19 protein-coding genes are annotated in these 19,932 nt (G+C 68.8%); 5 read left to right on the top strand and 14 right to left on the bottom strand.

All coding sequences use genetic code 11. From position 1 onward, the window contains the following. Positions 1 to 77: 77 nt before the first annotated feature. Positions 78 to 707, top strand: coding sequence for a DUF4360 domain-containing protein (locus JNUCC0626_RS00095; RefSeq protein WP_394617550.1), 630 nt, complete (start codon positions 78 to 80; stop codon positions 705 to 707). A 140-nt stretch (positions 708 to 847) separates the two neighbouring features. After that, a complete protein-coding gene (locus tag JNUCC0626_RS00090) occupies positions 848 to 2,104 on the top strand; it encodes a sensor histidine kinase (protein WP_394617549.1) in 1,257 nt (418 codons plus the stop codon). On the opposite strand, the gene JNUCC0626_RS00085 is transcribed toward JNUCC0626_RS00090, so the two are convergent. Beyond that, a complete protein-coding gene (locus JNUCC0626_RS00085) occupies positions 2,094 to 3,185 on the bottom strand; it encodes a hypothetical protein (protein WP_394617548.1) in 1,092 nt (363 codons plus the stop codon). The two genes, JNUCC0626_RS00090 and JNUCC0626_RS00085, sit on opposite strands and share 11 nt — an antisense overlap. Positions 3,186 to 3,224: 39 nt before the next feature. On the opposite strand from JNUCC0626_RS00085, the gene JNUCC0626_RS00080 reads away from it, so the two are divergent. Then, the gene (locus tag JNUCC0626_RS00080) at positions 3,225 to 3,845 is read left to right on the top strand and encodes a TetR/AcrR family transcriptional regulator (protein ID WP_394617547.1); all 621 of its coding nucleotides are present in this window, start codon (positions 3,225 to 3,227) and stop codon (positions 3,843 to 3,845) included. Here the strand turns inward: JNUCC0626_RS00080 and JNUCC0626_RS00075 are convergent. Beyond that, positions 3,832 to 5,442 (bottom strand): serine/threonine-protein kinase, encoded by a 1,611-nt coding sequence (locus tag JNUCC0626_RS00075; protein ID WP_394617546.1) that lies wholly within the window; start codon positions 5,440 to 5,442, stop codon positions 3,832 to 3,834. The genes JNUCC0626_RS00080 and JNUCC0626_RS00075 overlap by 14 nt on opposite strands. After that, the gene (locus JNUCC0626_RS00070) at positions 5,439 to 6,071 is read right to left on the bottom strand and encodes a hypothetical protein (protein WP_394617545.1); all 633 of its coding nucleotides are present in this window, start codon (positions 6,069 to 6,071) and stop codon (positions 5,439 to 5,441) included. The genes JNUCC0626_RS00075 and JNUCC0626_RS00070 overlap by 4 nt, the downstream gene beginning before the upstream one ends. A 337-nt stretch (positions 6,072 to 6,408) precedes the next feature. Between JNUCC0626_RS00070 and JNUCC0626_RS00065 the strand changes: the two genes are divergently transcribed. Then, entirely contained in the window at positions 6,409 to 7,140 is a 732-nt protein-coding gene (locus JNUCC0626_RS00065; RefSeq protein ID WP_394617544.1) for a hypothetical protein, read from the top strand. Between the two features lie 371 nt (positions 7,141 to 7,511). Here JNUCC0626_RS00065 and JNUCC0626_RS00060 read toward each other — a convergent pair whose 3' ends face one another. The 6 genes from JNUCC0626_RS00060 to JNUCC0626_RS00035 form a co-directional block, all read right to left on the bottom strand. Continuing rightward, the gene (locus JNUCC0626_RS00060) at positions 7,512 to 7,856 is read right to left on the bottom strand and encodes an RNA polymerase-binding protein RbpA (protein WP_053738343.1); all 345 of its coding nucleotides are present in this window, start codon (positions 7,854 to 7,856) and stop codon (positions 7,512 to 7,514) included. Positions 7,857 to 7,923: 67 nt separating this feature from the next. Next, a complete protein-coding gene (gene secG, locus JNUCC0626_RS00055) occupies positions 7,924 to 8,166 on the bottom strand; it encodes a preprotein translocase subunit SecG (protein WP_285641251.1) in 243 nt (80 codons plus the stop codon). A 176-nt stretch (positions 8,167 to 8,342) separates the two neighbouring features. Further along, positions 8,343 to 9,131: a triose-phosphate isomerase gene (tpiA, locus tag JNUCC0626_RS00050; protein ID WP_394617543.1), complete on the bottom strand. Its 789-nt coding sequence runs from the start codon at positions 9,129 to 9,131 to the stop codon at positions 8,343 to 8,345. Next, positions 9,131 to 10,324 carry a phosphoglycerate kinase gene (locus JNUCC0626_RS00045; protein ID WP_394617542.1) on the bottom strand — a complete coding sequence of 398 codons (1,194 nt, stop codon included), beginning with the start codon at positions 10,322 to 10,324 and terminating at the stop codon, positions 9,131 to 9,133. Before JNUCC0626_RS00045 ends, tpiA begins: the two co-directional genes overlap by 1 nt. Positions 10,325 to 10,340: 16 nt before the next feature. Beyond that, the gene (gene gap, locus JNUCC0626_RS00040; protein ID WP_285641248.1) at positions 10,341 to 11,345 is read right to left on the bottom strand and encodes a type I glyceraldehyde-3-phosphate dehydrogenase; all 1,005 of its coding nucleotides are present in this window, start codon (positions 11,343 to 11,345) and stop codon (positions 10,341 to 10,343) included. 116 nt (positions 11,346 to 11,461) lie between these two features. After that, a complete protein-coding gene (locus JNUCC0626_RS00035) occupies positions 11,462 to 11,668 on the bottom strand; it encodes a hypothetical protein (RefSeq protein WP_394617541.1) in 207 nt (68 codons plus the stop codon). Between the two features lie 241 nt (positions 11,669 to 11,909). On the opposite strand from JNUCC0626_RS00035, the gene JNUCC0626_RS00030 reads away from it, so the two are divergent. Beyond that, positions 11,910 to 14,087 (top strand): ATP-binding protein, encoded by a 2,178-nt coding sequence (locus JNUCC0626_RS00030; RefSeq protein WP_394617540.1) that lies wholly within the window; start codon positions 11,910 to 11,912, stop codon positions 14,085 to 14,087. Here the strand turns inward: JNUCC0626_RS00030 and whiA are convergent. The 5 genes from whiA to uvrC all read right to left on the bottom strand — a co-directional run bounded on the left by whiA (position 14,084) and on the right by uvrC (position 19,932). Then, the gene (whiA, locus tag JNUCC0626_RS00025; RefSeq protein ID WP_030478101.1) at positions 14,084 to 15,070 is read right to left on the bottom strand and encodes a DNA-binding protein WhiA; all 987 of its coding nucleotides are present in this window, start codon (positions 15,068 to 15,070) and stop codon (positions 14,084 to 14,086) included. The genes JNUCC0626_RS00030 and whiA overlap by 4 nt on opposite strands. Then, positions 15,061 to 16,029 carry a gluconeogenesis factor YvcK family protein gene (locus tag JNUCC0626_RS00020; RefSeq protein ID WP_382445155.1) on the bottom strand — a complete coding sequence of 323 codons (969 nt, stop codon included), beginning with the start codon at positions 16,027 to 16,029 and terminating at the stop codon, positions 15,061 to 15,063. The genes whiA and JNUCC0626_RS00020 overlap by 10 nt, the downstream gene beginning before the upstream one ends. A 5-nt stretch (positions 16,030 to 16,034) precedes the next feature. Next, the gene (gene rapZ, locus JNUCC0626_RS00015; protein WP_394622271.1) at positions 16,035 to 16,892 is read right to left on the bottom strand and encodes an RNase adapter RapZ; all 858 of its coding nucleotides are present in this window, start codon (positions 16,890 to 16,892) and stop codon (positions 16,035 to 16,037) included. A 554-nt stretch (positions 16,893 to 17,446) separates the two neighbouring features. Next, complete coding sequence (locus JNUCC0626_RS00010) at positions 17,447 to 18,031, bottom strand: HD domain-containing protein (protein ID WP_394617539.1); 585 nt, start codon at positions 18,029 to 18,031, stop codon at positions 17,447 to 17,449. Continuing rightward, positions 18,031 to 19,932, bottom strand: coding sequence for an excinuclease ABC subunit UvrC (gene uvrC / locus JNUCC0626_RS00005; RefSeq protein WP_394617538.1), 1,902 nt, complete (start codon positions 19,930 to 19,932; stop codon positions 18,031 to 18,033). The genes JNUCC0626_RS00010 and uvrC overlap by 1 nt, the downstream gene beginning before the upstream one ends.

Here is a 19,932-nt window from a genome sequence, read left to right as displayed (position 1 = left end):
TCACCAATGAAGGCCGCCGCCACCGAAGTCCAACCGCCGCCACCCCTCCCTGCGAGACGCGTTTGGAAAGGTGCCTCATGCTCAACGCGGTTGCCGCTGCCCTGCTGGCCTCAGCGATCATCATCCCGCCCGGCGCTCCCAACGAGACGCCGCCGCCCGACCACATCACGATCGACATCGTCACGGTCAACGGTTCCGGCTGCCCGGCGGGCACGGCGGCCGTCGCGGTGTCCGAGGACAACAAGGCCTTCACGGTCACTTACTCCGACTACCTGGCCCAGGTCGGCGTCGGCGCGCGGCCGACCGACTTCCGCAAGAACTGCCAGCTCAACCTGCGGGTCAACGTCCCGCAGGGCTTCACCTACGGCATCGCCCAGGCCGACTACAGAGGGTTCGCACACCTGGAACGCGGTGCGTACGCCATCCAGAAGGCCAACTACTACTTCCAGGGCATGTCGCAGAACGACACCGCGCAGCACCGCTACAACGGCCCGCACAGCGACGACTGGCAGGCCACCGACCAGACCGAGGTCGCCGCGATCGTCTACTCCCCGTGCGGCGAGAAGCGGAACTTCAACATCAACACCGAGCTCCGCGTGTACCCCGGCTCGTCCAACACGGCCACGACGACGAGTTTCGTCTCGATGGACTCCACGGACGGTGCGATCGACACGACGTACCAGTTCAGCTGGAAGACGTGCCCGTAGGCCCTCTGTAGTGCAGTGACTACCGCACGCGCTCACCCGAGCGTGTGCGGTAGCACATATGTGAGCCGATAGCCGTACAGATTCGCGTGTGGCGGCGTCTTAACCCCATGACGGGGCAGGTCGGGGTAAAGGGGCAGCCAATGCCATCCGCCGCATACGCGCAGTACGGTGAGGATCGGAAGGCTCACAGGGGAGGTCGGATCCTGACCACGACACTGCTCCCGGCCAGACGGTCGGAGGACAGGACGGCCGGTTCGCGCTGGCCGTTCAGCGGTGACTACCGACAGGTGCTCGCGGACCTGGCGTTGATCTTCTTCGCCGTGCTCGACGTGTGGCTGTACGCGTTGTGGCTCGAGGCCGACCCGATCACGGACCTCCCGCCGATCGAGACCTACCAGCTGTGGCTGAACTGGATCGCGGTCGGCGCGCTGGTGCTGCGCCGCAGGTTCCCGTTCCTCACGCTCGTGCTGACCATCCCCGGCTTCTTCGTCGGCTGGTCGCAGCTCGCCGCGATGATCGCCCTGTACACGGTCGCGCGCCGCTACATCGGCGGCTGGCAGACGGGCCTCGCGGCCGCGCTGGTGTGGATGTGCCGGTTCGTCGCCTGGCCGTTCCAGGAGCTGATCGACCGGCCCGCGTCGGGCCACTTCCACTCGGCCATCTACGGCTTCCTGGTGGCGGGCCTGCCGATCGCGATCGGCCTGCTGGTGCACGCACGGCAGGAGCTGTCCGACCGCATCTCCGAACTCGCCGAGTCCCGCGAGAGAGAACAGGTGCTCCACGCGCACGCGATCCGTGCGGACGAACGGGCAAAGCTGGCCCGCGAGATGCATGACGTCGTGTCGCACCAGGTGAGCCTGATCGCGATGCAGGCCGGTGCGTTGCGCATGGCCGTGGTCGACGCCGAGCACAAGCAGGTCGCCGGCACCATCCGCACGTTGTCCACGCGCACGCTCGATGAACTCCGTCAGCTCGTGTCCGTCCTACGCACCACGGACGGCAACCAGCCCGGTGTCGACGAGCTGTCCGACCTGGCCGCGGACGCCGGTTTCGAGGTGTCCGTGCAGCTCAAGGGGCCGGTCGAGGACCTGCCCGCACCGGTGTCCGGCGCTGTCTACCGGACGGTGCAGGAGGCCCTGACCAACATCCGCAAGCACGCCGTAGGCGCGAGCGCGACGGTGTTCATCGACGCCCAGTACGACGACAACGTGCTGGTCGAGGTGCGCAACACCGCCGCGGCCGGCCCGTCGTCGACGTTGCCCAGCGGGGGTCACGGCCTGGTCGGCCTGCGCGAGCGCGCCACGTTGCTCGGTGGCGAGTTCTCGGCAGGCCCGACCGAGGACGGCGGCTTCCTGGTGTCGGCGTCGTTCCCGAGGGAACGCGTCGTCACCGATTGAAGCGCTGGAAGGCGTGGAACGACTTCTTGGGCTCCAGGCGGTACGGCGAGTTGTCGTCGTCGAAGCGCGCACGGATCGTGCGGAACAGGCTGTACGACGCCATGTCGTAGTCACGATCGCGGCACGTCGGGTTGTGCGGCGAGTCCGGTGAGATGACCGAGTACAGGTGCGATCCCTCGACGTCCGGCTGTGCGGCGAACACGCGCAGCATGCGGGCGATGTGGTCGGCCTGTTCGCGTTCGTTGCGCTCGACGCCGGGCTTGATGACGGGCGGGTCGGCCTCCCAGTCGACGATGTCCCAGCCCATCCCACCGGCCTTCGCGGCGCCGGTGAACGTGCAGCAGCCGTACTCGAGGATCATCAGCGGCTTGTTCCAACGCCGGTACTTGTCCAGGTCGGTGGTGTACTCGGCGTCGGTCTCGAAGTGGTTGTAGTAGTCGAGGCCGACCACGTCGAACAGCGACCAGTCGTTCCAGTCGGCGTCCGCGCCCGCCGCCGCGCCGTAGGTGATGCGGCCGCCGAACTCCCGGCGGGACACCTCGACGGCCTGCACCACGAACTCCCGGAACCGGCGGATCACCCCTGGCCAGTCCGTGATCGACGGGATGTTCGCGATGCGCTCCAGGAACGAGTCGCCGGGGATGATGCCCGGCGTGAAGAGGAAGTGCTCGCAGCCGGTCACGAACGTGACGTTGTCGCCGCGCCGCTTCTTCTCGGCCGTGCGCGCGGCCTCGGCCATGTGCTCGAGGATCTCGCTCTGCGGGTGGTCGTAGAGGCGGGGCTGCACGAACACGGTGATGCCGCGGCGCAGCGCCACGTCCGTCGTCTCGGCGAGGCGGCCGAGGTCGGTGCCGAACGCTGTGATCGACGGGCAGCGCAGGTCGGCGATCAGGCCGATCTCCCGTTCCAGCTGCTGACGGCTCCACCGGACGCGGCTCAGCGGGTCCCCCACCGCGTGCAGCACGCCCGTGTCGTAGCAGACCCCGCCGCGCTTCTTCGGCGCCGCTGACGCCGTTCCCCCCACGCTGGCCAGCGCCGCAGCACCTAACGCCGCCTTCAAGAACACCTTTCGACTGAGCACGGTTCCCCCTTGGCTAGTTACGCAACTAGGATGCTGTTCATGCAACCAGAAAATCGGTCGGGCGGCCAGAAGCGCAGCTTCATCGAGGACGCCCGGCGCGGTCAGATCGTGGCCGCGACCATCGCGACGATCGCCGAGATCGGGTACGCGAAGTCGTCGTTCGTGCAGATCGCGCAACGTGCGGGCATCAGCCCGGGGCTCATCACGTACCACTTCGCGAAGCGCGAGGCGTTGATGAAGCAGGTCATGCTGACCGTGCACGACTCAATGGACCGTGCGCTGACCGCACACACAGAGAACGCCGACGGCTACGTGAGCGCGCTGCGGTCGTTGATCGAAGGCTTCGTCGTCTACTGCGCCGAACACCCCACGGAGCTGATCGCGATCTCGCAGATCGCGGCCGCCGCGCGGGACGCCGAGTCCGCGCGGACGTGGGCGGACGAGCAGAACGCCCGCACGCTGACCGAGCTGGAGGACATGTTCCGCGAGGGCCAGCAGGCCGGTGAGCTGCGGGAGTTCGCGCCGCGGGTGATGGCGGTGTCCGTGCTGGCCGCGATGGAGGCGGCGCCGGCCGAGCTCATGGCCCGGCCGGACACCGACGTCTCCGCGTACGCCCGCGAACTCGCGGACCTGTTCGAACTGGCCGTCAGACGCGCTTAGAGGCGAGCGACGCGCTCAACGCCGCCGCCGCACCGAGCACCGCGCAGGTGAGCGCGATCGAGATCGTCGGCTCGTTCTTGAGCAGCACCGACACCAGCAGCCACACCGAGAGTCCCAGCCCGAGCCCGAGCGGCACCGACGCGATGATCGCCGCAATGCCGGTCTGCCTGCGCCGCAACGCCCGCAGGTTCGACTCGAGGTACGCGAACGTGAAGAGCAGCAGCAACACCGACCCGGTGCCCATGAGGCTCAGCCACGGCGTCTGACTCGACTGCAGCAGGAACGGCTCCTTGCCGTCGACCTGGGCCGTCACGACGCCGCCGATGATCCACCGCGCGACGCCTGGCAGCACGAAGCCTTCAGTCGTTCGCTCGGGCACGTCCGCGAGCGGGATCCCGGCCGCCGTCACGACCAGGTGCGTGCCTTCGACCTGAATCGGGCCGGTGAGGTCCGTGATGATCGTGGTCTCCGGCGGGGTGCCGGTCGCCACGAACGGCACCACGGCCATCGCGATCAACGCGATCGCCGCCACCAGCCACAACGCCCACGGCGTCGACGGCGGCTTGAGCACCTGTGCGGCCGGCACGAGCGTGCTGCTGCCACTCAACCGTGCGGCCGGAATCGGGTCCACGAGCGTGGCGCGAATCGGCTGCTGCGTGAGCGTCACGGTCTCCCGTTCCGACACGGGCCGAAGCGACGGACGCGTAGAAGACGACGACACCTGCGGTGCGAGGTGCACGGGCATCTGGAGCCGCACGAGCCAGTCCGGTCCGAACAGGTGGCCCGCCGCGGCCGCCAGGTCGATCGCGAACGTCTCGGCGTTGCGGTACCGCGCCTCCGGCTCCCGCGCGATGCTGCGCATCACGACACCCTTGAGCGGTTCCGGCACCTTCGGCAACGGACGCGGGTCCTGGAACACGCGCTTCTGGATCATCGCGATGGGCCCGCCACCACGTTCGAACGGCAGATCCCCGCACAGCAGTTCGTAGAGCATCGTGCCGGTCGCGTACACGTCCGCCGCGGGCGACAACGGGTTCCCCATCGCCTGCTCCGGCGCGATGTACGCGGGTGTGCCGAGCACCGCGCCGCCGTGCGTCACGAGCGTCGCGCCCTCCGACACGACCTGCGAGATGCCGAAGTCCGCGACCTTCACGAGGCCGTTCGACGTGAAGAGCAGGTTCTTGGGCTTCACGTCGAGGTGCAACACCCCGGCCTCGTGCGCCGCGTGCAGCCCGGAGAGGGCCGCCAGCACGATCCCGCACGACTGCTGAGCCGTCAGCCCGTCACTCGCGAAGCGCGACCACACCGTGCCGCCGTCGAGCCGTTCCATCACCAGCAGGTGCTCGCCCTGCTGCCGCACGTAGTCGTACACGGGCACGATGTGCGGGTGGTCGAGCCGGGCCAGCAACCGTGCCTCGTGCTCGAACCGCTCGCTCATCCGAGGGTCCTCGGCCACCGCGTGCGGCAACCGCTTGATGGCCACGGGCCGCCCGAGCTGCCGGTGCACACCGCCGTAGACGACGCCCATGCCGCCCTCGCCGATCTGCTCGCCGACGGCGTACTGCGGCAGCGCGGCGACCACACTGGACAGAGTCACCGCTGAATCCTCACCGTGTCGGGATCCACATAGGACTGGGGCCCGGGCTCACCGGGATGCGGCGTCAGGTACCCGAGCACGAACGCCGCCGCGGCCGCCCCGACGATGAACGGGATCTCCGCCGAGGGCGAAGGCGCCACCAGCCTCAACACCGACAACGAGATCACCGCCACCAGCCCGGTGCCTATGCCTGCCGGCAAGAACCGCATGGCCCGCTGCCACCGGTTCGCAGGCAGTCTCCGCCGTCCGAGGGCGATGAGCGCACCGGCCCACGACAGCCCCGTCAGGATCAGCACCCCGAGCCCGAACGCCCCGTACACCGACCACAACGACCCCTGCACGTCCCCGGTCGTCTCGACCGACGCGATGCTCTCCCGGGTCACGTCGATGACCTCGACCTCGACCGGCAGCAACCCGATCGCCTGGGCCCCGAGATCGGTCGGCTCCAACGGGAACGACCGCGTCTCCGACGACTTGGCGGGCACGTCGAACGGAACCGTTGTGTCGTAAGAGAAGAAGGTCAACGCCAACGCCGACCCGCTGATCCGCACGGTCTTGACCCGCTGCACGGTGTTCGTGTTGTTGCGGACCGTGATGGACACCTTGGCGGTCCGCGCCGGGTCCAGCACCAGCGTCCCTACTCCAACCGGCCTACCGTCCACATCGGCCTCGAGGATCACAGACCCGTCCTGTGCGGAGGCCGTCTGCGGAAGCAGCATAATTCCGCACAACAGCAGTAAACCTGCACCGGCCATGCGACGTCTCACTAGCGCACCTTAGGTTCTGATCCGGGGAGAGGGAATGCGGTCTTTAGGCTTACTCGTGGCCATTACGGCCGGTGTTACGGTGCTGAGCGCCACACCGGCGGTCGCCCAGCAGCAGCCCAGTGTGACCGCGACGCCGCAGCCTGCCACAGCGGGCGCCGGGATCCGCATCGAGTGGGGTGGTTTCGTCACGTGTCGCGGCGTGAGCATCAGTTTCACGCTCAACGGGGCCCAGATCGCGACAAGACCCTCGGCCTCGAGCGGCGTTGTCGAGAACGCCACGGTGCCCGCCAACACGCCCGCGGGCTGGCGCTCGCTCCAGGCCACGTCGTCGAACACGAAGTGCGGTGCGGCAAGTCTCCGCCTGCTCGTCGTGGCCCCGCCTCCCCCGGTGACCACCACGACCAAGCCGCCGGTCATCACGACCAACCCGCCCGTGACCAACCCGCCGGTGACGACCCGCCCGCCGGTCATCACGACCACGACTCCCCCGGTCACGACCACCACCACGACGACCACGACCACCACGGACTCGTCGTCGCCCTCGACCTCCACGACCGACGCCTTCACGGGCCCCGGTGACGGCGTCCTGCTCCTGGACAAGGACAACATCCAGCCGGGCGACGACCTGACCGCCACGGGCACCGGCTGCCCGAAGGGCGCCAACGTGACGTTGAAGTCTCTCGGTCAGGACGTGGGCAAGACGACCGCTGACGACAACGGCACGTTCTCGTCGCCGGTGAAGTTCGCGAACATCGAACCTGGGCGTCACAAGGTGCGCGCGGAGTGCGGGATCATCCTGGTCGGCAACGTGGACGTGACGCTGTCCAGTTCGTCGGGCGGCACGACCAGCACCCTCGTCGTACTTCTCTTCTTCTTGCTCGTGGGTGCCGCGATGCTCCGCCGCCAGTTCTCGGGCCTGCGCCGCTCCTGACCAACGCGAAGCCGAAGGCGAGCCCGTACGAGTACCGCACATCGAACCAGCGGTGTGGTGACGTACGCACCCAACCCAGCCACGCACGCTGGAGATTGGGGCTTGACTTTGGGTGCGAGGTGCTACGCCTGTCTGGGATCGGCCGGGCGCTTTTCAGCCCGGCCTTTCCGGCCGACCAGCGCCTCGCAAGGGCCCCGAAGTCAAGCCCCAATCTCTATCGTCGCGCAGCGGCGATGAAATGACCCGGCTCGTCCGCGGTTGTCTTTGCACCCAAACCCAACCCCCGCACTGGTGACAGAACCCGCACCCACACAACGCGAAAGGCCCCCTCTCCGCAGGATGAGGGGGCCTTTCGCGTTGATCCAAAACCTTTACGGCTCTTCGCGCTGCCGACGAAGCTTGGCGAGCGCCTCTTCGAGGATCGCCTCACCATCCGCGTCGGAGCGCCGCTCCTTCACGTACGCAAGGTGCGTCTTGTACGGCTCGTTGCGCGGAGGCGCGGGTGGCGTCTGCTCGTCACGACCTGCGGGGAGGCCGCAGCGCGGGCAGTCCCAGTTCTCCGGGATCTCCGCGTCGACCGCGAAGGAAGGCCGGGACTCGTGACCGTTCGCGCACCAGTACGACACCCGACGACGGGGCGCGGACTCGCCGCGCTCCGATTCGCCCATCGGGCCTGCGCCGACGCGGGTACCGCGAATCGCGTTACCACCTGACATCGACCGTTACACCCCCACCAAGTGGATTACCCCAAGCCCCGAAGGGCTTCTGCCGCTGAACGGTTGATCAGGCTGCGCCGGGCAGCTTGATCAGCAGTCCGATGCCCACGATGGCGATGACCCAGACCGCGCCGACGAAGAGCGTCAGGCGGTCGAGGTTCTTCTCGACGACGGAGGAACCGGACAGACTCGACTGCATACCGCCGCCGAACAGCGAGGACAAACCGCCGCCGCGCCCGCGGTGCAACAGCACGAGCAGCACCAGCACGACGCTGGAGACGATCAACAGGATCTGAAGGAACAGGATCATTTCTTCCTCGCTGTCAGGCAGCCGACGCCATAGAGTACCTGTTCGACTGCCGAACGTGTGCAACCAGTGGGGTTAGGGACTAAGGTGCGCCAATCGCCCACCTTATCCGTCCCGGACGACGCTCAGCGGGGGCGTCGAACGAGCAGGCCAGGGCGACCGGCACGCCTCAGATCAACTTAGGGTAGAGGCCCGCCCGCGGCCAGAGCGCACAGCTTGCTGAATTCGTCGGCCTGAAGGCTCGCGCCGCCGACGAGGGCGCCGTCGATGTCCTTCTGCCCAATGAGTTCGGCGATGTTCGACGACTTCACCGAACCGCCGTACAGCACGCGGACGACGGCAGCGGTCTCCTCGCCGTACTTCTCCGCCACGAACGAGCGGACGACCGAGCAGACCTCCTGCGCGTCCGCGGACGACGCGGTCTTGCCGGTGCCGATCGCCCACACGGGCTCGTAGGCGAACACGATCTTGGCGACCTGCTCGGCGGAGAAGCCGGCGAGGCCGTCCTCCAGCTGCTGGCGCACCAGGTCGAGGTGACCGCCGGCCGTGCGCACGTCGAGCTTCTCGCCGAAGCAGAAGATCGGCGTGACCTCGACCTTGAGCGCCGCCTTGATCTTGGCGTTGACGATGGCGTCCGTCTCGCCGTGGTACTCGCGGCGCTCGGAGTGGCCGACCGTCACGTAGTGGCAGCCGAGCTTCGCGAGCATCGGGCCCGACACCTCGCCGGTGTAGGCACCGGAGTCGTGCTGCGAGACGTCCTGCGCGCCGTACTTGAGCAGCAGCTTGTCGCCGTCGACCAGCGTCTGAATGCTGCGGATGTCCACGAACGGCGGGAGCACCGCCACCTCGACCTTGGCGAAGTACTTCTCCGGGAGGGAGAAGGCGATCTTCTGCACGAGTGCGATCGCTTCGAGGTGGTTGAGGTTCATCTTCCAGTTGCCCGCGATGAGCGGGAGCCGGGCTGCCATCAGGACTCCAAAACGCTGATGCCGGGGAGTTCCTTGCCCTCAAGGAACTCGAGTGACGCGCCACCGCCGGTGGAGATGTGCGAGAAGCCGTCCTCGGGCAGGCCGAGCGCGCGCACGGCCGCGGCCGAGTCGCCGCCGCCGACGACGGTGAACGCCTCGGACTTGACCAGGGCCTCCGCCACGGCACGGGTGCCGCCGGCGTAGGTCTCGATCTCGAACACGCCCATCGGGCCGTTCCAGAAGACGGTGCGGGCGTCGGCCAGCTTCGACGCGAACAGCTCGCGCGACTCGGGACCGATGTCGAGGCCCATCTTGTCGGCGGGGATCGCGGAAGTGGCGACGACCTCGTGCTCGACGTTGCCGAACTCGGCCGTGACCAGCACGTCGACCGGCAGCACGAGCTCGACGCCGCGCTTCTCGGCCTCGGCGAGGAAGCCGCGGACCTGGTCGAGCTGGTCCTCCTGCAGCAGCGACGTGCCGACCTCGTGGCCCTGGGCCTTGAGGAACGTGTACGCCATGCCGCCGCCGATGAGCAGCCGGTCGACCTTGGACAGCAGGTTCGCGATGACGCCGAGCTTGTCGGACACCTTCGAACCGCCGAGCGCCACGACGTACGGGCGCTCCAGGTCGTCGGTCAGCTTCTTCAGCACGCCCAGCTCGGCCTCGACGAGACCGCCGACGTACGCGGGCAGCTTCTGCGCCACGTCGTAGACCGAGGCCTGCTTGCGGTGCACGACGCCGAAGCCGTCGGAGACGAACGCGTCGGCGAACGACGCGAGCTCCTCGGCGAGCGACGCGCGCTCCGCGTCGTCCTTCGACGTCTCACGGGCGTCGAAGCGGACGTTCTCCAGCATCACGACGCCGCCGTCGGTGACCGCGCCGACCACGGACGTGGCGGACGGGCCGACGAGGTCGGACGCGAGCGCGACCTCCGTGCCGAGCAGCTCACCGAGGCGAGCGGCGGCCGGGGCCAGCGAGAACTTGGGGTCCGGCTCGCCCTTGGGGCGGCCGAGGTGAGCGGTGACGATCACGCGGGCACCGGCGTCGGCCAGGGCCTTGATCGTCGGCACCGACGCGCGCACGCGGCCGTCGTCGGTGATCTTGTCTCCGTCGAGGGGGACGTTCAGGTCGGCGCGCACCAGGACGCGCCGACCTGCGACACCCTCGGCGAGCAGGTCGCTGAGAGTCTTCAACGCACTCGCTCCGAACTCAGATCTTGGAGGCGACGAGCTTGACCAGGTCCGCGAGGCGGTTGGAGTAGCCCCACTCGTTGTCGTACCAGCCGACGACCTTGACCTGGTTGCCAATGACCTTGGTCAGCGGCGCGTCGTAGATGCACGAGTGCGGGTCGGTGACGATGTCGGCCGACACGATCGGGTCGGTCGAGTACTTGAGGATGCCGGCCAGCGGGCCCTCGGCAGCGGCCTTGTACGCGGCGTTGACCTCTTCGACGGTGACCTCGCGCTTGAGCGTGACGGTCAGGTCGGTCGCCGAGCCGGTGGGGATCGGCACGCGCAGCGCGTAGCCGTCGAGCTTGCCCTTGAGCTCCGGCAGGACCAGGCCGATGGCCTTCGCGGCACCCGTGGAGGTCGGGACGATGTTCAGCGCGGCGGCGCGGGCACGGCGGAGGTCGCTGTGCGGCGCGTCCTGCAGGTTCTGGTCCTGCGTGTACGCGTGGATCGTGGTCATGAGGCCCTGCTCGATGCCGAAGCTGTCGTTGAGGACCTTGGCCAGCGGCGCGAGGCAGTTCGTGGTGCAGGACGCGTTCGAGATGATCGTCTGCGAACCGTCGAGCTTCTCCTCGTTGGCACCGATGACGACCGTCAGGTCCTCGTTCTTGGCCGGCGCGGAGATGATGACCTTCTTGGCGCCGCCCTCGTCCACGTGCGAACGGGCCTTGGTGGCGTCGGTGAAGAAGCCGGTCGACTCGACGACGACGTCGACGCCGAGGTCCTTCCAGGGCAGCTTGCCCGGGTCGCGCTCGGCCAGGGCCTTGATGACCTTGCCGTCGACGGAGATGCCCTCGTCGGTGACCTGCACGTCGGCGTCCAGGCGACCGAGGATGCTGTCGTACTTCAGCAGGTGGGCCATGGTGGCGACGTCACCGAGGTCGTTGAACGCGACGATCTCGATGTCGTGGCCGCCGGCCCTCACGGCGCGGAAGAAGTTGCGCCCGATCCGACCGAAACCGTTGACACCTACACGAACCGTCACGACTGACTCCTTGCGTTCAGCTTTGGCAGGAACGAGCCCACCCTATCTGCCGAACTGCGTCCCTGGTCACAGGGATAGTGAGTATCTCTTGATCGAGCCAGTAAAAGTGGCCCTGATTAGGCCGTTCGGCGGCGCAGCGCGCGGAGCATCCAGAGGTAGGCGCTCAACTCCTCTGCCGCCTCCGCCGCGGTCCGGCAAGCCTCCGGGCTGGTGTCCTTCGGGTCGCGTCCGACGACGGCCTGGATGCGCGTCAGCCACTCGTCCACGACCGGGCGGTCCTGGGGCGGCACGAGGGTGCTCTCGGTTCTGGTGAGCGGATTCATGTCAGGATCCTGTCCACGCTTCCGGAGCAGGCTCAATACCCCGAAACAGCGGGTGTTACAGGCCGTTACGCACCCGGTACGGTCGGGGATTATGACGGCCGCCGCTGCCACATGCGTGACGTGTGGAAACCCTCTCACGGAGGCGGTCGCAGGTCGACGGTACTGCTCCAACGCGTGCCGTCAGCGCGCCTATCGCTCGCGCACGTCCGCGCGCATCGAGACGAACAGCGCGGTCTCGTTCGTGCCCACGCCGCTCGACAGCTTCGTGGGCAGGCGCGAGGAACTGGCCGCGCTGGCCCGCACCGAGGCGGACCGGCTGGTCTCGCTGGTCGGCCCCGGCGGTGCGGGCAAGACGCGCCTTGCGATCCAGCACGCGAGCAAACGCGCTGATCAGACGTGGTGGACGCCGCTCGCGTCCGCGTCCGACGTGGTGCAGGCGATCTTCGTGGCGGTCGGCGCGCACCCGTTGCCGAACGGGTCGGCGCGCGACGCCGTGGTCGCCGAGGTCGAGCAGCACCGGCGGCCGTTGCTGGTGCTGGACAACTGCGAGCACGTGCTCGGCGCCGTCGCCGGCGTCGTCGCGGAGTTGCTGGCCCGCTGTCCTCGGTTGCGCGTGCTGGTGACGTCCCGCGAGCCGTTGCGGCTGGCCGGCGAGCAGGTCTTCTCCGTCGGTGAGCTGGAGTTGGAGCACGACGCCGTGGCGTTGTTCCGCGACCGTGCCGCGTCGGTGGACCGTTCGTTCGAGGTGGACGCCTCGAACGTCGCCGACGTTCTCGCCGTGTGCCGGTCGTTGGACGGCATGCCGCTCGCGATCGAACTGGCCGCGCGGCGCATCCCGGTGCTCTCCCCCGCCGACATCCTCGCCCGGCTGGGTGACCGGCTGGCGTTGCTGACGGGCGGTCCGCGCACGTCCGAGGACCGGCACCGCACGCTGCGCACCGCGATCGGGTGGAGTTACGACCTGTTGTCGCCGGAGGAGCAGGAGGCGTCGCGGCGGCTCGCGGTGCTGGGGGTGCCGTTCGACCTCGACGTGGCCGCGGCGGTGTGCGGCGTGCCGGACGCGCTGGAGCTGCTGACCGGGCTGGAGCAGAAGTCGTTGCTGGTGGTGGACCGGGTGGGCGGGCACACGACGTTCCGGCAGCTCGAATCGGTGCGCCTGTACTGCCGTGAACGAGCTGTGGCGCACGGCGACGTCTCTCTCGTGGCCGACCGTGTGGTCGAGTGGGTGTGTTCGCTCGTGGAGCCGGAGATCTCGTCGTTCGCGCCTTCACCGCCTGTTGTGCTGCTGCTGGACCGCAACGTCGGGCTGCTCGACCTCGCCGCCTCCCGCACGGCGTCGACCGGTGACTGGTCACGGCACGCACTGACGGCCGTCGCGACGGCCTGGACCTCGACGCCTCGCGGGCCTCGGGGTGCGCCGACCGAGCTGCTGCACCAGGCGTTGTCCCGGCCGCTGCCGCAGGCGTACCGGAGCGTGCTGGCGGTGCTGGCGGCGATGCATCACCGCGTGCGCGGCGGGTGGCACGTGACGCGCCGTTTCGCTGAGGAGTCGCTGGCGATCGAACGCGCTGATGCGTGCCGTCCGGGCACTACGGCGCGGGCATTGGAGGTGCTGGCGTCTGCCGAGGCGCACACCGGCGATCCTTCGCGTGCGTGGGAGTTGTTCGACGAGGCCTCTGTGCTGCTGCGCGACTCCGACGACAAGCTCGCGCGCGCCATCCTGTTGAACTCGTACGGCTGGACGTTGCTGCAACACGGTTTCGCGGACCGGGCGGCGCCGTTGGTGCGGGACGCGCTGACGTTGACGCGGCTGATCGGGCTGCCGCACATGCTGAACCCCGTGCTGCACACGGCGGGCGCCATTGCGTTGGCGCGCAAGGACTTCCCCGAGGCGGTCGAGCTGTTCCGGGAGAGTCTGGAGGTCGGTGCCGAGCACCCGATGGACCAGTTCTACGACCTGGAAGGGCTCGCGTTGGGGCTCGTGGGCGTGGGGGCCGATGACGAGCGCGCTCTCTCGTTGCTGACGTCTGCCAATGTGGTGCGCACGCGCTACGACTTCCGTGCCGAGCCGTACTGGCAGGCGTTGGTGGACGACGCACGGGCCGTGTGCCGTGACCGGATCTCGGCCACCCGGCTGCGGGCGGCCGAGTCGACGGGTGAGCGGATGTCGTTGGCGCAGGCCATTTCCTACGCCCTGACCGAGCAGCCGCACGCCGAGGACCCCGCCGACGGGGTGATCTCGGCGCGCGAACTGCACGTGGCGACGCTGGTGGCGGAGGGGCTGACGAACCGGCAGATCGGGCAACGGCTCGGCATCTCGCCGCACACCGTTGCCCGGCACGTCACGCACGCCCGGTCGAAGCTGGGCCTGCGCTCACGGGCACAACTCGCCGTGTGGGCAGGCCGTCAGACTTCTTAGACCTCTGCTTCGAGCATCTCCGCGGTCACTGCCGACTCCGTGTCCGGCAGTCCGAGGTCCTTCGCGCGCTTGTCGGCCATCGCCAGGAGACGCCTTATACGGCCTGCCACCGCGTCCTTGGTCATCTGCGGGTCGGACAGCTGCCCGAGCTCCTCCAAGGACGCCTGGCGGTGCGCGAGCCGCAGCTGACCGGCCGCGGCCAGGTGGTCCGGTGCCTCCGGGCCGAGGATCTCCAACGCGCGCGCGACCCGTGCCGCGGCCGCGACGGCCGCACGGGCCGAACGACGCAGGTTGGCGTCGTCGAAGTTCGCGAGCCTGTTCGCCGTGGCGCGCACCTCACGCCGCATCCGGCGCTCTTCCCACGCCATGACGCTGTCGTGCGCGCCGAGCTTGGTGAGCATCGCGCCGATGGCGTCGCCGTCCCTTATCACCACGCGCTCGGCCCCGCGGACCTCGCGCGACTTGGACGAGATGCCCATGCGGCGGGCAGCTCCGACCAGGGCCAGCGCGGCCTCGGGACCGGGACAGGTGATCTCCAGCGACGAGCTGCGACCGGGTTCGGTCAGCGAGCCGTGCGCGAGGAACGCACCGCGCCACGCCGCCTCGGCGTCGCACACGCCGCCGCTCACGACCGGCGCGGGCAGCCCGCGCACGGGACGGCCACGCGGGTCGAGCAGGCCGGTCTGCCGGGCGAGACCCTCGCCGTCCTTGACCACGCGGACGACGTACCGGGTGCCCTTGCGCAGGCCGTTGGACTGGATCGTGAACACCTCGGCGTGGTGGCCGTAGAGCGCCTGGATCTCCTTGAGCAGCCTGCGGGCCGCGGATCCGAGGTCGAGTTCGGCCTCGACGACGACCCTGCCGGACACGATGTGCAGGCCGCCGGCGAACCTGAGCAGCGAGGACACCTCCGCGCGGCGGCAACAGGTCTTGGATACCGCGAGCCTGCTCAGCTCGTCCTTGACCGCCGACGTCATCGCCACGGGCTCGTCCCTCCCACTCCGGTCTCCTCGACCACCTGCCTCAGGCAACCGGCAAGCGCCTCCGGATCATGCCGTTCAGCGGCGTCCGGTGCGGCGATCTTCGCCAGATGCGTCCGCGCACCCAGTGCCGAGGCGGCTCGCGTCAACCGGTCCGGGGTCGGGACCGAGTCGACGTCGGCGATCACCGCGTCCACCTTCAGCTCGGGTGCGTGTTCGCAGACTACGTCCAAATGCCGCTCCGGAGAGAAACCAGCAGTTTCACCCGGTTGGGGGACGAGATTGAGCACGAGGACCTTCTTGGCCTCCGTGCGCACGAGCGCGTCGTGCAGTTCGGGCACCAGCAGGTGCGGCAACACGCTGGTGAACCACGATCCGGGGCCGAGTAACACAAGATCCGCGTCAAGTACAGCCTGTACTGCTTCCGGACAGCCGGCAGGTCGCCCGTTCGGGGCAGTCAACCGGATGCGCTGCACCAGCCCCGGCGTGGTCGCGATGGCGACCTGCCCCCGGATGCGCCGCACGTCCGTCACGTCCTCGTCGAGCCCTGTGACGTCGGCCTCGATGTCGAGCGGATCGTTCGACATGGGCAGCACCCGCCCCTTGACGCCGAGCAACCTGCTCGTGAGGTCGAGCACCGCGACGGGATCGCCGAGCTGCTCGAGCAGCCCGGCGATCACCAGATTCCCGACCGCGTGCCCGGCGAGCGCCCCCGTGCCGCCGAAGCGGTGCTTGAACAGGGACGTCCACAGCCGGCTGGCCTCGTCGTCCCCGGCCAGCGCCGCCATGGCCTTGCGCAGGTCACCAGGCGGCAGCAGGTCACTGAGCTCGCGCCGCAACCGCCCCGACGAACCCCCGTCGTCCGCGACGGTCACCACGGCCGTCACGTCGTCGGTGACCCGCTTGAGCGCGGTCAGCGTCGCGTGCAGCCCGTGCCCGCCACCCAAAGCAACAGCTTTCAACTTCGTCACTCGCGTCCCAGATCCCTGTGCACGACCTTGACAGCCATGCCGTCCTCGCTAGCCAGCCTCGCGGCCAACTCTTCGCTCAAGGCAACACTGCGGTGCTTCCCGCCGGTGCAACCGATAGCGAGCGTCAGGTAGCGCTTGCCCTCACGCCGGTACCCGGCCCCGATGAGCCGGAGCAGTTCGTGGTACCGATCAAGGAACTCGTCAGCGCCCTCCTGGGACAGCACGTAGTTGCGCACCTCACCATCGAGCCCCGTCTGCTCGCGCAGCTCCGGGATCCAGAACGGGTTGGGCAGGAACCGCACGTCCATGACGAGGTCGGCGTCCATCGGCAGCCCGTACTTGTACCCGAAGCTCAGCACCGTGACCCGCGTCCTGCTGGCCGCCTCGGAGCCGAAGCTGTCCTCGATCTTGGCCCTGAGCTGGTGGATGGAGAGCGCACTCGTGTCGAGCACGAGGTCCGCTTCCTGCTTGAGCGGCGTGAGCAGGATCCGCTCGGCCTCGATGCCGTCCTGCAACCGGCCGTCCCCCTGCATGGGGTGACCGCGCCGCACCGCCTCGAACCGGCGGATCAGCACGTCGTCGGTGGCTTCGAGGAACAGCACCCGCGGCTTGTACCCGCGCGCGTCCAGATCCTTGATGATGGAGGCCAGGTCCTCGGTGAACGCGCGACTGCGCACGTCCATGACGACAGCGACCCTCGTGATGGCCCCGCGCGCCTGGGCGCCGAGCTCCACCATGGTGGCGATGAGTTCCGGGGGCAGGTTGTCGACGACGAACCAGCCGAGGTCCTCCAGGCACTTGGCCGCGGTGCTGCGGCCCGCACCGGACAGCCCGGTCACCACGGCGACTTCGATGCCGGACTTCTCCGCGTTCACGACTACGACTCCGTTACCTGTTCATGAGCGCGCGTCTCCCGCGCTCTGGGTTGGGCTAGCTCTGTGGTCGGGCCGCGCACGGTGGCTGGGCCCGGTGGTGAGTCTCCACTGGAACGGGCCGCGGGTGCGGCAGGTTCGGCAGTTGAGACGGGCGTGGCGTGGCCGCGGTCACGATCCTCGCGCTGGGGGGTGGGGTGCGCTGGGTGGGTGTGACGGGTGCGGCGTGGCCGGTGGGGCGGGCCTGGCGGTGGGTGGTGCGGGCGCGGCGTGACCGGCGGACACGAGCCTGGCGCCGGGTGGTGTGAGCGCGGCGGCGGGTGGTGCGGGCACGGCACGACCGCCAGACGCGAGCCCGGCAGCAGGTGCGGGCGCGGCAGGTGTGGTGCGGATCGTCGAATGCGGGCGGCACCGGGGTTTGGTGTCGGCGATGCGAGCGCGGCGAACGAGCCAGCCTGGCTGAGGTGCGACATCGGCTGTGTGAGCGCGGCGGACCGACCTGCCTGGTGCGGGTGGCGGGTGCGGTGCCATGGGCGTCACGCCGTTACCGGGTAGCTCGACTGGTAGGTCAGGCGGGCGTCGGCGCCCTCGGCGATGCGGTTCAGTTCGTCGTCCAGGGCCATGAAGACCTCCCACGGTTCCTGGCCGCTCACGCGGGCCAGGTGGTCGGTCACCAGTTGTTCCAGGTCCGGGACTCGTTTTGCCTTCCACACCTTGTCGGCGAGGCTCACCAGGAGTTCTTCGAGGGTGATGCCTTCGGCGGTCCAGGAGGCGTGGGTCGCGGCGAAGCGGGCCAGGCGTTCTTCTACGCCCCGAGAGCGCAGCAGGGCGTGGCCCGCCGGTTCGTGGTCGTGGCCTGGGCCGGAGAGTTCGTTGGGGTGCAACACCTTTCCCACGTCGTGGGTGGCTGCTCCGTAGAGGACGGACTCGTGGTCGACGGTCACGCCTGGGTGGGTTTGGGCCACCCAGGTGAGTAACTGGGCTGCCACGTCGTGGACTGCGCGCAGGTGGGCCGTCAGGCGGCGTGGGGCGTTCAGGTCGGTCAGGAGGGTTTCGGCTGCCGGTGGAAGGCGGCACAGGGCCACTTCTTCGGTCATGGCCTGGTGGGAGAGCGCGGCCATCAGGCTTTGCCTCCTGCGGAGGAGAGGGTGGCCACCACGGCTTCTGCTGTTCGGCGGCCCACTCCTGGGACGTCGCTGATTTCGTCCACTGTGGCCTGGCGCAGCTTCTTCACCGAGCCGAAGTGCTTGAGCAGGGCGGCTTTGCGGGTTTCGCCCAGGCCCGGGACCTCGTCGAGTTCTGAGGTGGTCATGCGCTTGCCGCGCTTTTGGCGGTGGTAGGCGATGGCGAAGCGGTGGGCCTCGTCGCGGACTCGTTGCAGGAGGTACAGGCCGTCGCTGCTGCGCGGGAGGATCACCGGGTCCTGTTCGCCTGGGACCCAGACTTCTTCGAGGCGCTTTGCCAGGCCCACCACTGCCACGTCGGTGATGCCCAGTTCGGCCAGGACGTCGGAGGCTGCTGCTGCTTGCGGGCCCGCGCCGTCCACCACCAGGAGGTTGGGCGGATAGGCGAACTTGCGGGGTTTGCCGGTGTCCGGGTCGATGCCCGGGTTGGGGCCGCCGTTGGCCGTTTCGCGGAGCATCGCCTGGAAGCGGCGGCGGACCACCTCGGCGATGGAGGCGACGTCGCCTTCTGTTGCGGCTTCGCGGAGGGCGAAGCGGCGGTACTCGGACTTGCGGGCCAGACCGTCCTCGAAGACGACCAGGGAGGCGACCACGTCTGTGCCTTGGACGTGGCTGATGTCGATGCACTCGATGCGCAGCGGCGCTGTGTCGAGCATCAGGGCGTCTTGGATCTCCTGCAACGCCGCCGAGCGTGCGGTCAGGTCGCCTGCTCGGCGGAGTTTGTGCTGGGCGAAGGCTTCGGAGGCGTTGCGGGCCACCGTTTCCATCAGCGCGCGCTTGTCGCCTCGTTGTGGGACGCGCAACGCCACACGCGAGCCCCGCTGTTCGGACAGCAGGGCTTCCAGAGCCTCAGAGTCGTCCGGCAACACGGGCACGAGCACCTCGCGCGGGGTGTTCTCGGTTTCGTCGCCGTAGAACTGCATGATGAACTGGTCGACGATCGCGGCGTCGTCCACGGCCTCCACCTTGTCCAGGACCCAGCCTCGCTGGCCGCGCACGCGGCCGCCGCGGACGTGGAAGACCTGGACCGAGACCTCCAGCTCGTCCTGCGCGAACGCCATCACGTCGGCGTCCGTGCCGTCGCCCAGGACGACGGCCTGCTTTTCCATGGCACGGCGCAACGCGCCCAGGTCGTCACGCAGGCGCGCGGCTCGTTCGAACTCCAGCTCTTCGGACGCGGCCAGCATTTCGCGTTCGAGGCGACGGACCATGTTGTCCGTCTTGCCCGCCAGGAAGTCGCAGAAGTCCAGCACGATGTCGCGGTGTTCGTCCGCCGACACCTTGCCGACGCACGGCGCCGAGCACTTGTCGATGTACCCGAGCAGACAAGGACGGCCGATTTGGTTGTGACGCTTGAAAACACCCGCCGAACACGTGCGCGCGGGAAAAACGCGCAACAACAGGTCCAACGTCTCGCGAATCGCCCAGGCGTGCGCGAACGGGCCGAAGTAGCGCACGCCCTTCTTGCGCGGGCCGCGATACACGTGCAGCCGCGGGTATTCCTCGTGCAACGTCACGGCCAGCACCGGGTACGACTTGTCGTCGCGGTACCGGACGTTGAAGCGCGGATCGAACTCCTTGATCCAGTTGTACTCGAGCTGCAGCGCCTCGACCTCGGTGGCGACGACCGTCCACTCGACGGAGGCCGCCGTCGTCACCATCTGGCGGGTGCGCGGGTGCAACCCGGCCAGGTCGGCGAAGTACGAGTTCAGCCTGCTGCGCAAGCTCTTCGCCTTGCCGACGTACACGACCCGGCCACCGGCGTCGCGGAACTTGTAGACGCCGGGAGCCTCAGGAATCGTGCCCACCGCGGGGCGGTACGTCGAGGGATCTGCCAC

The sequence above is a fragment of the Lentzea sp. JNUCC 0626 genome (assembly GCF_043632865.1).
GTDB lineage: Bacteria > Actinomycetota > Actinomycetes > Mycobacteriales > Pseudonocardiaceae > Lentzea.
The sequence above is the reverse complement of the archived record's forward strand: the minus strand, read 5'-3'. Positions and strand labels throughout refer to the sequence as shown.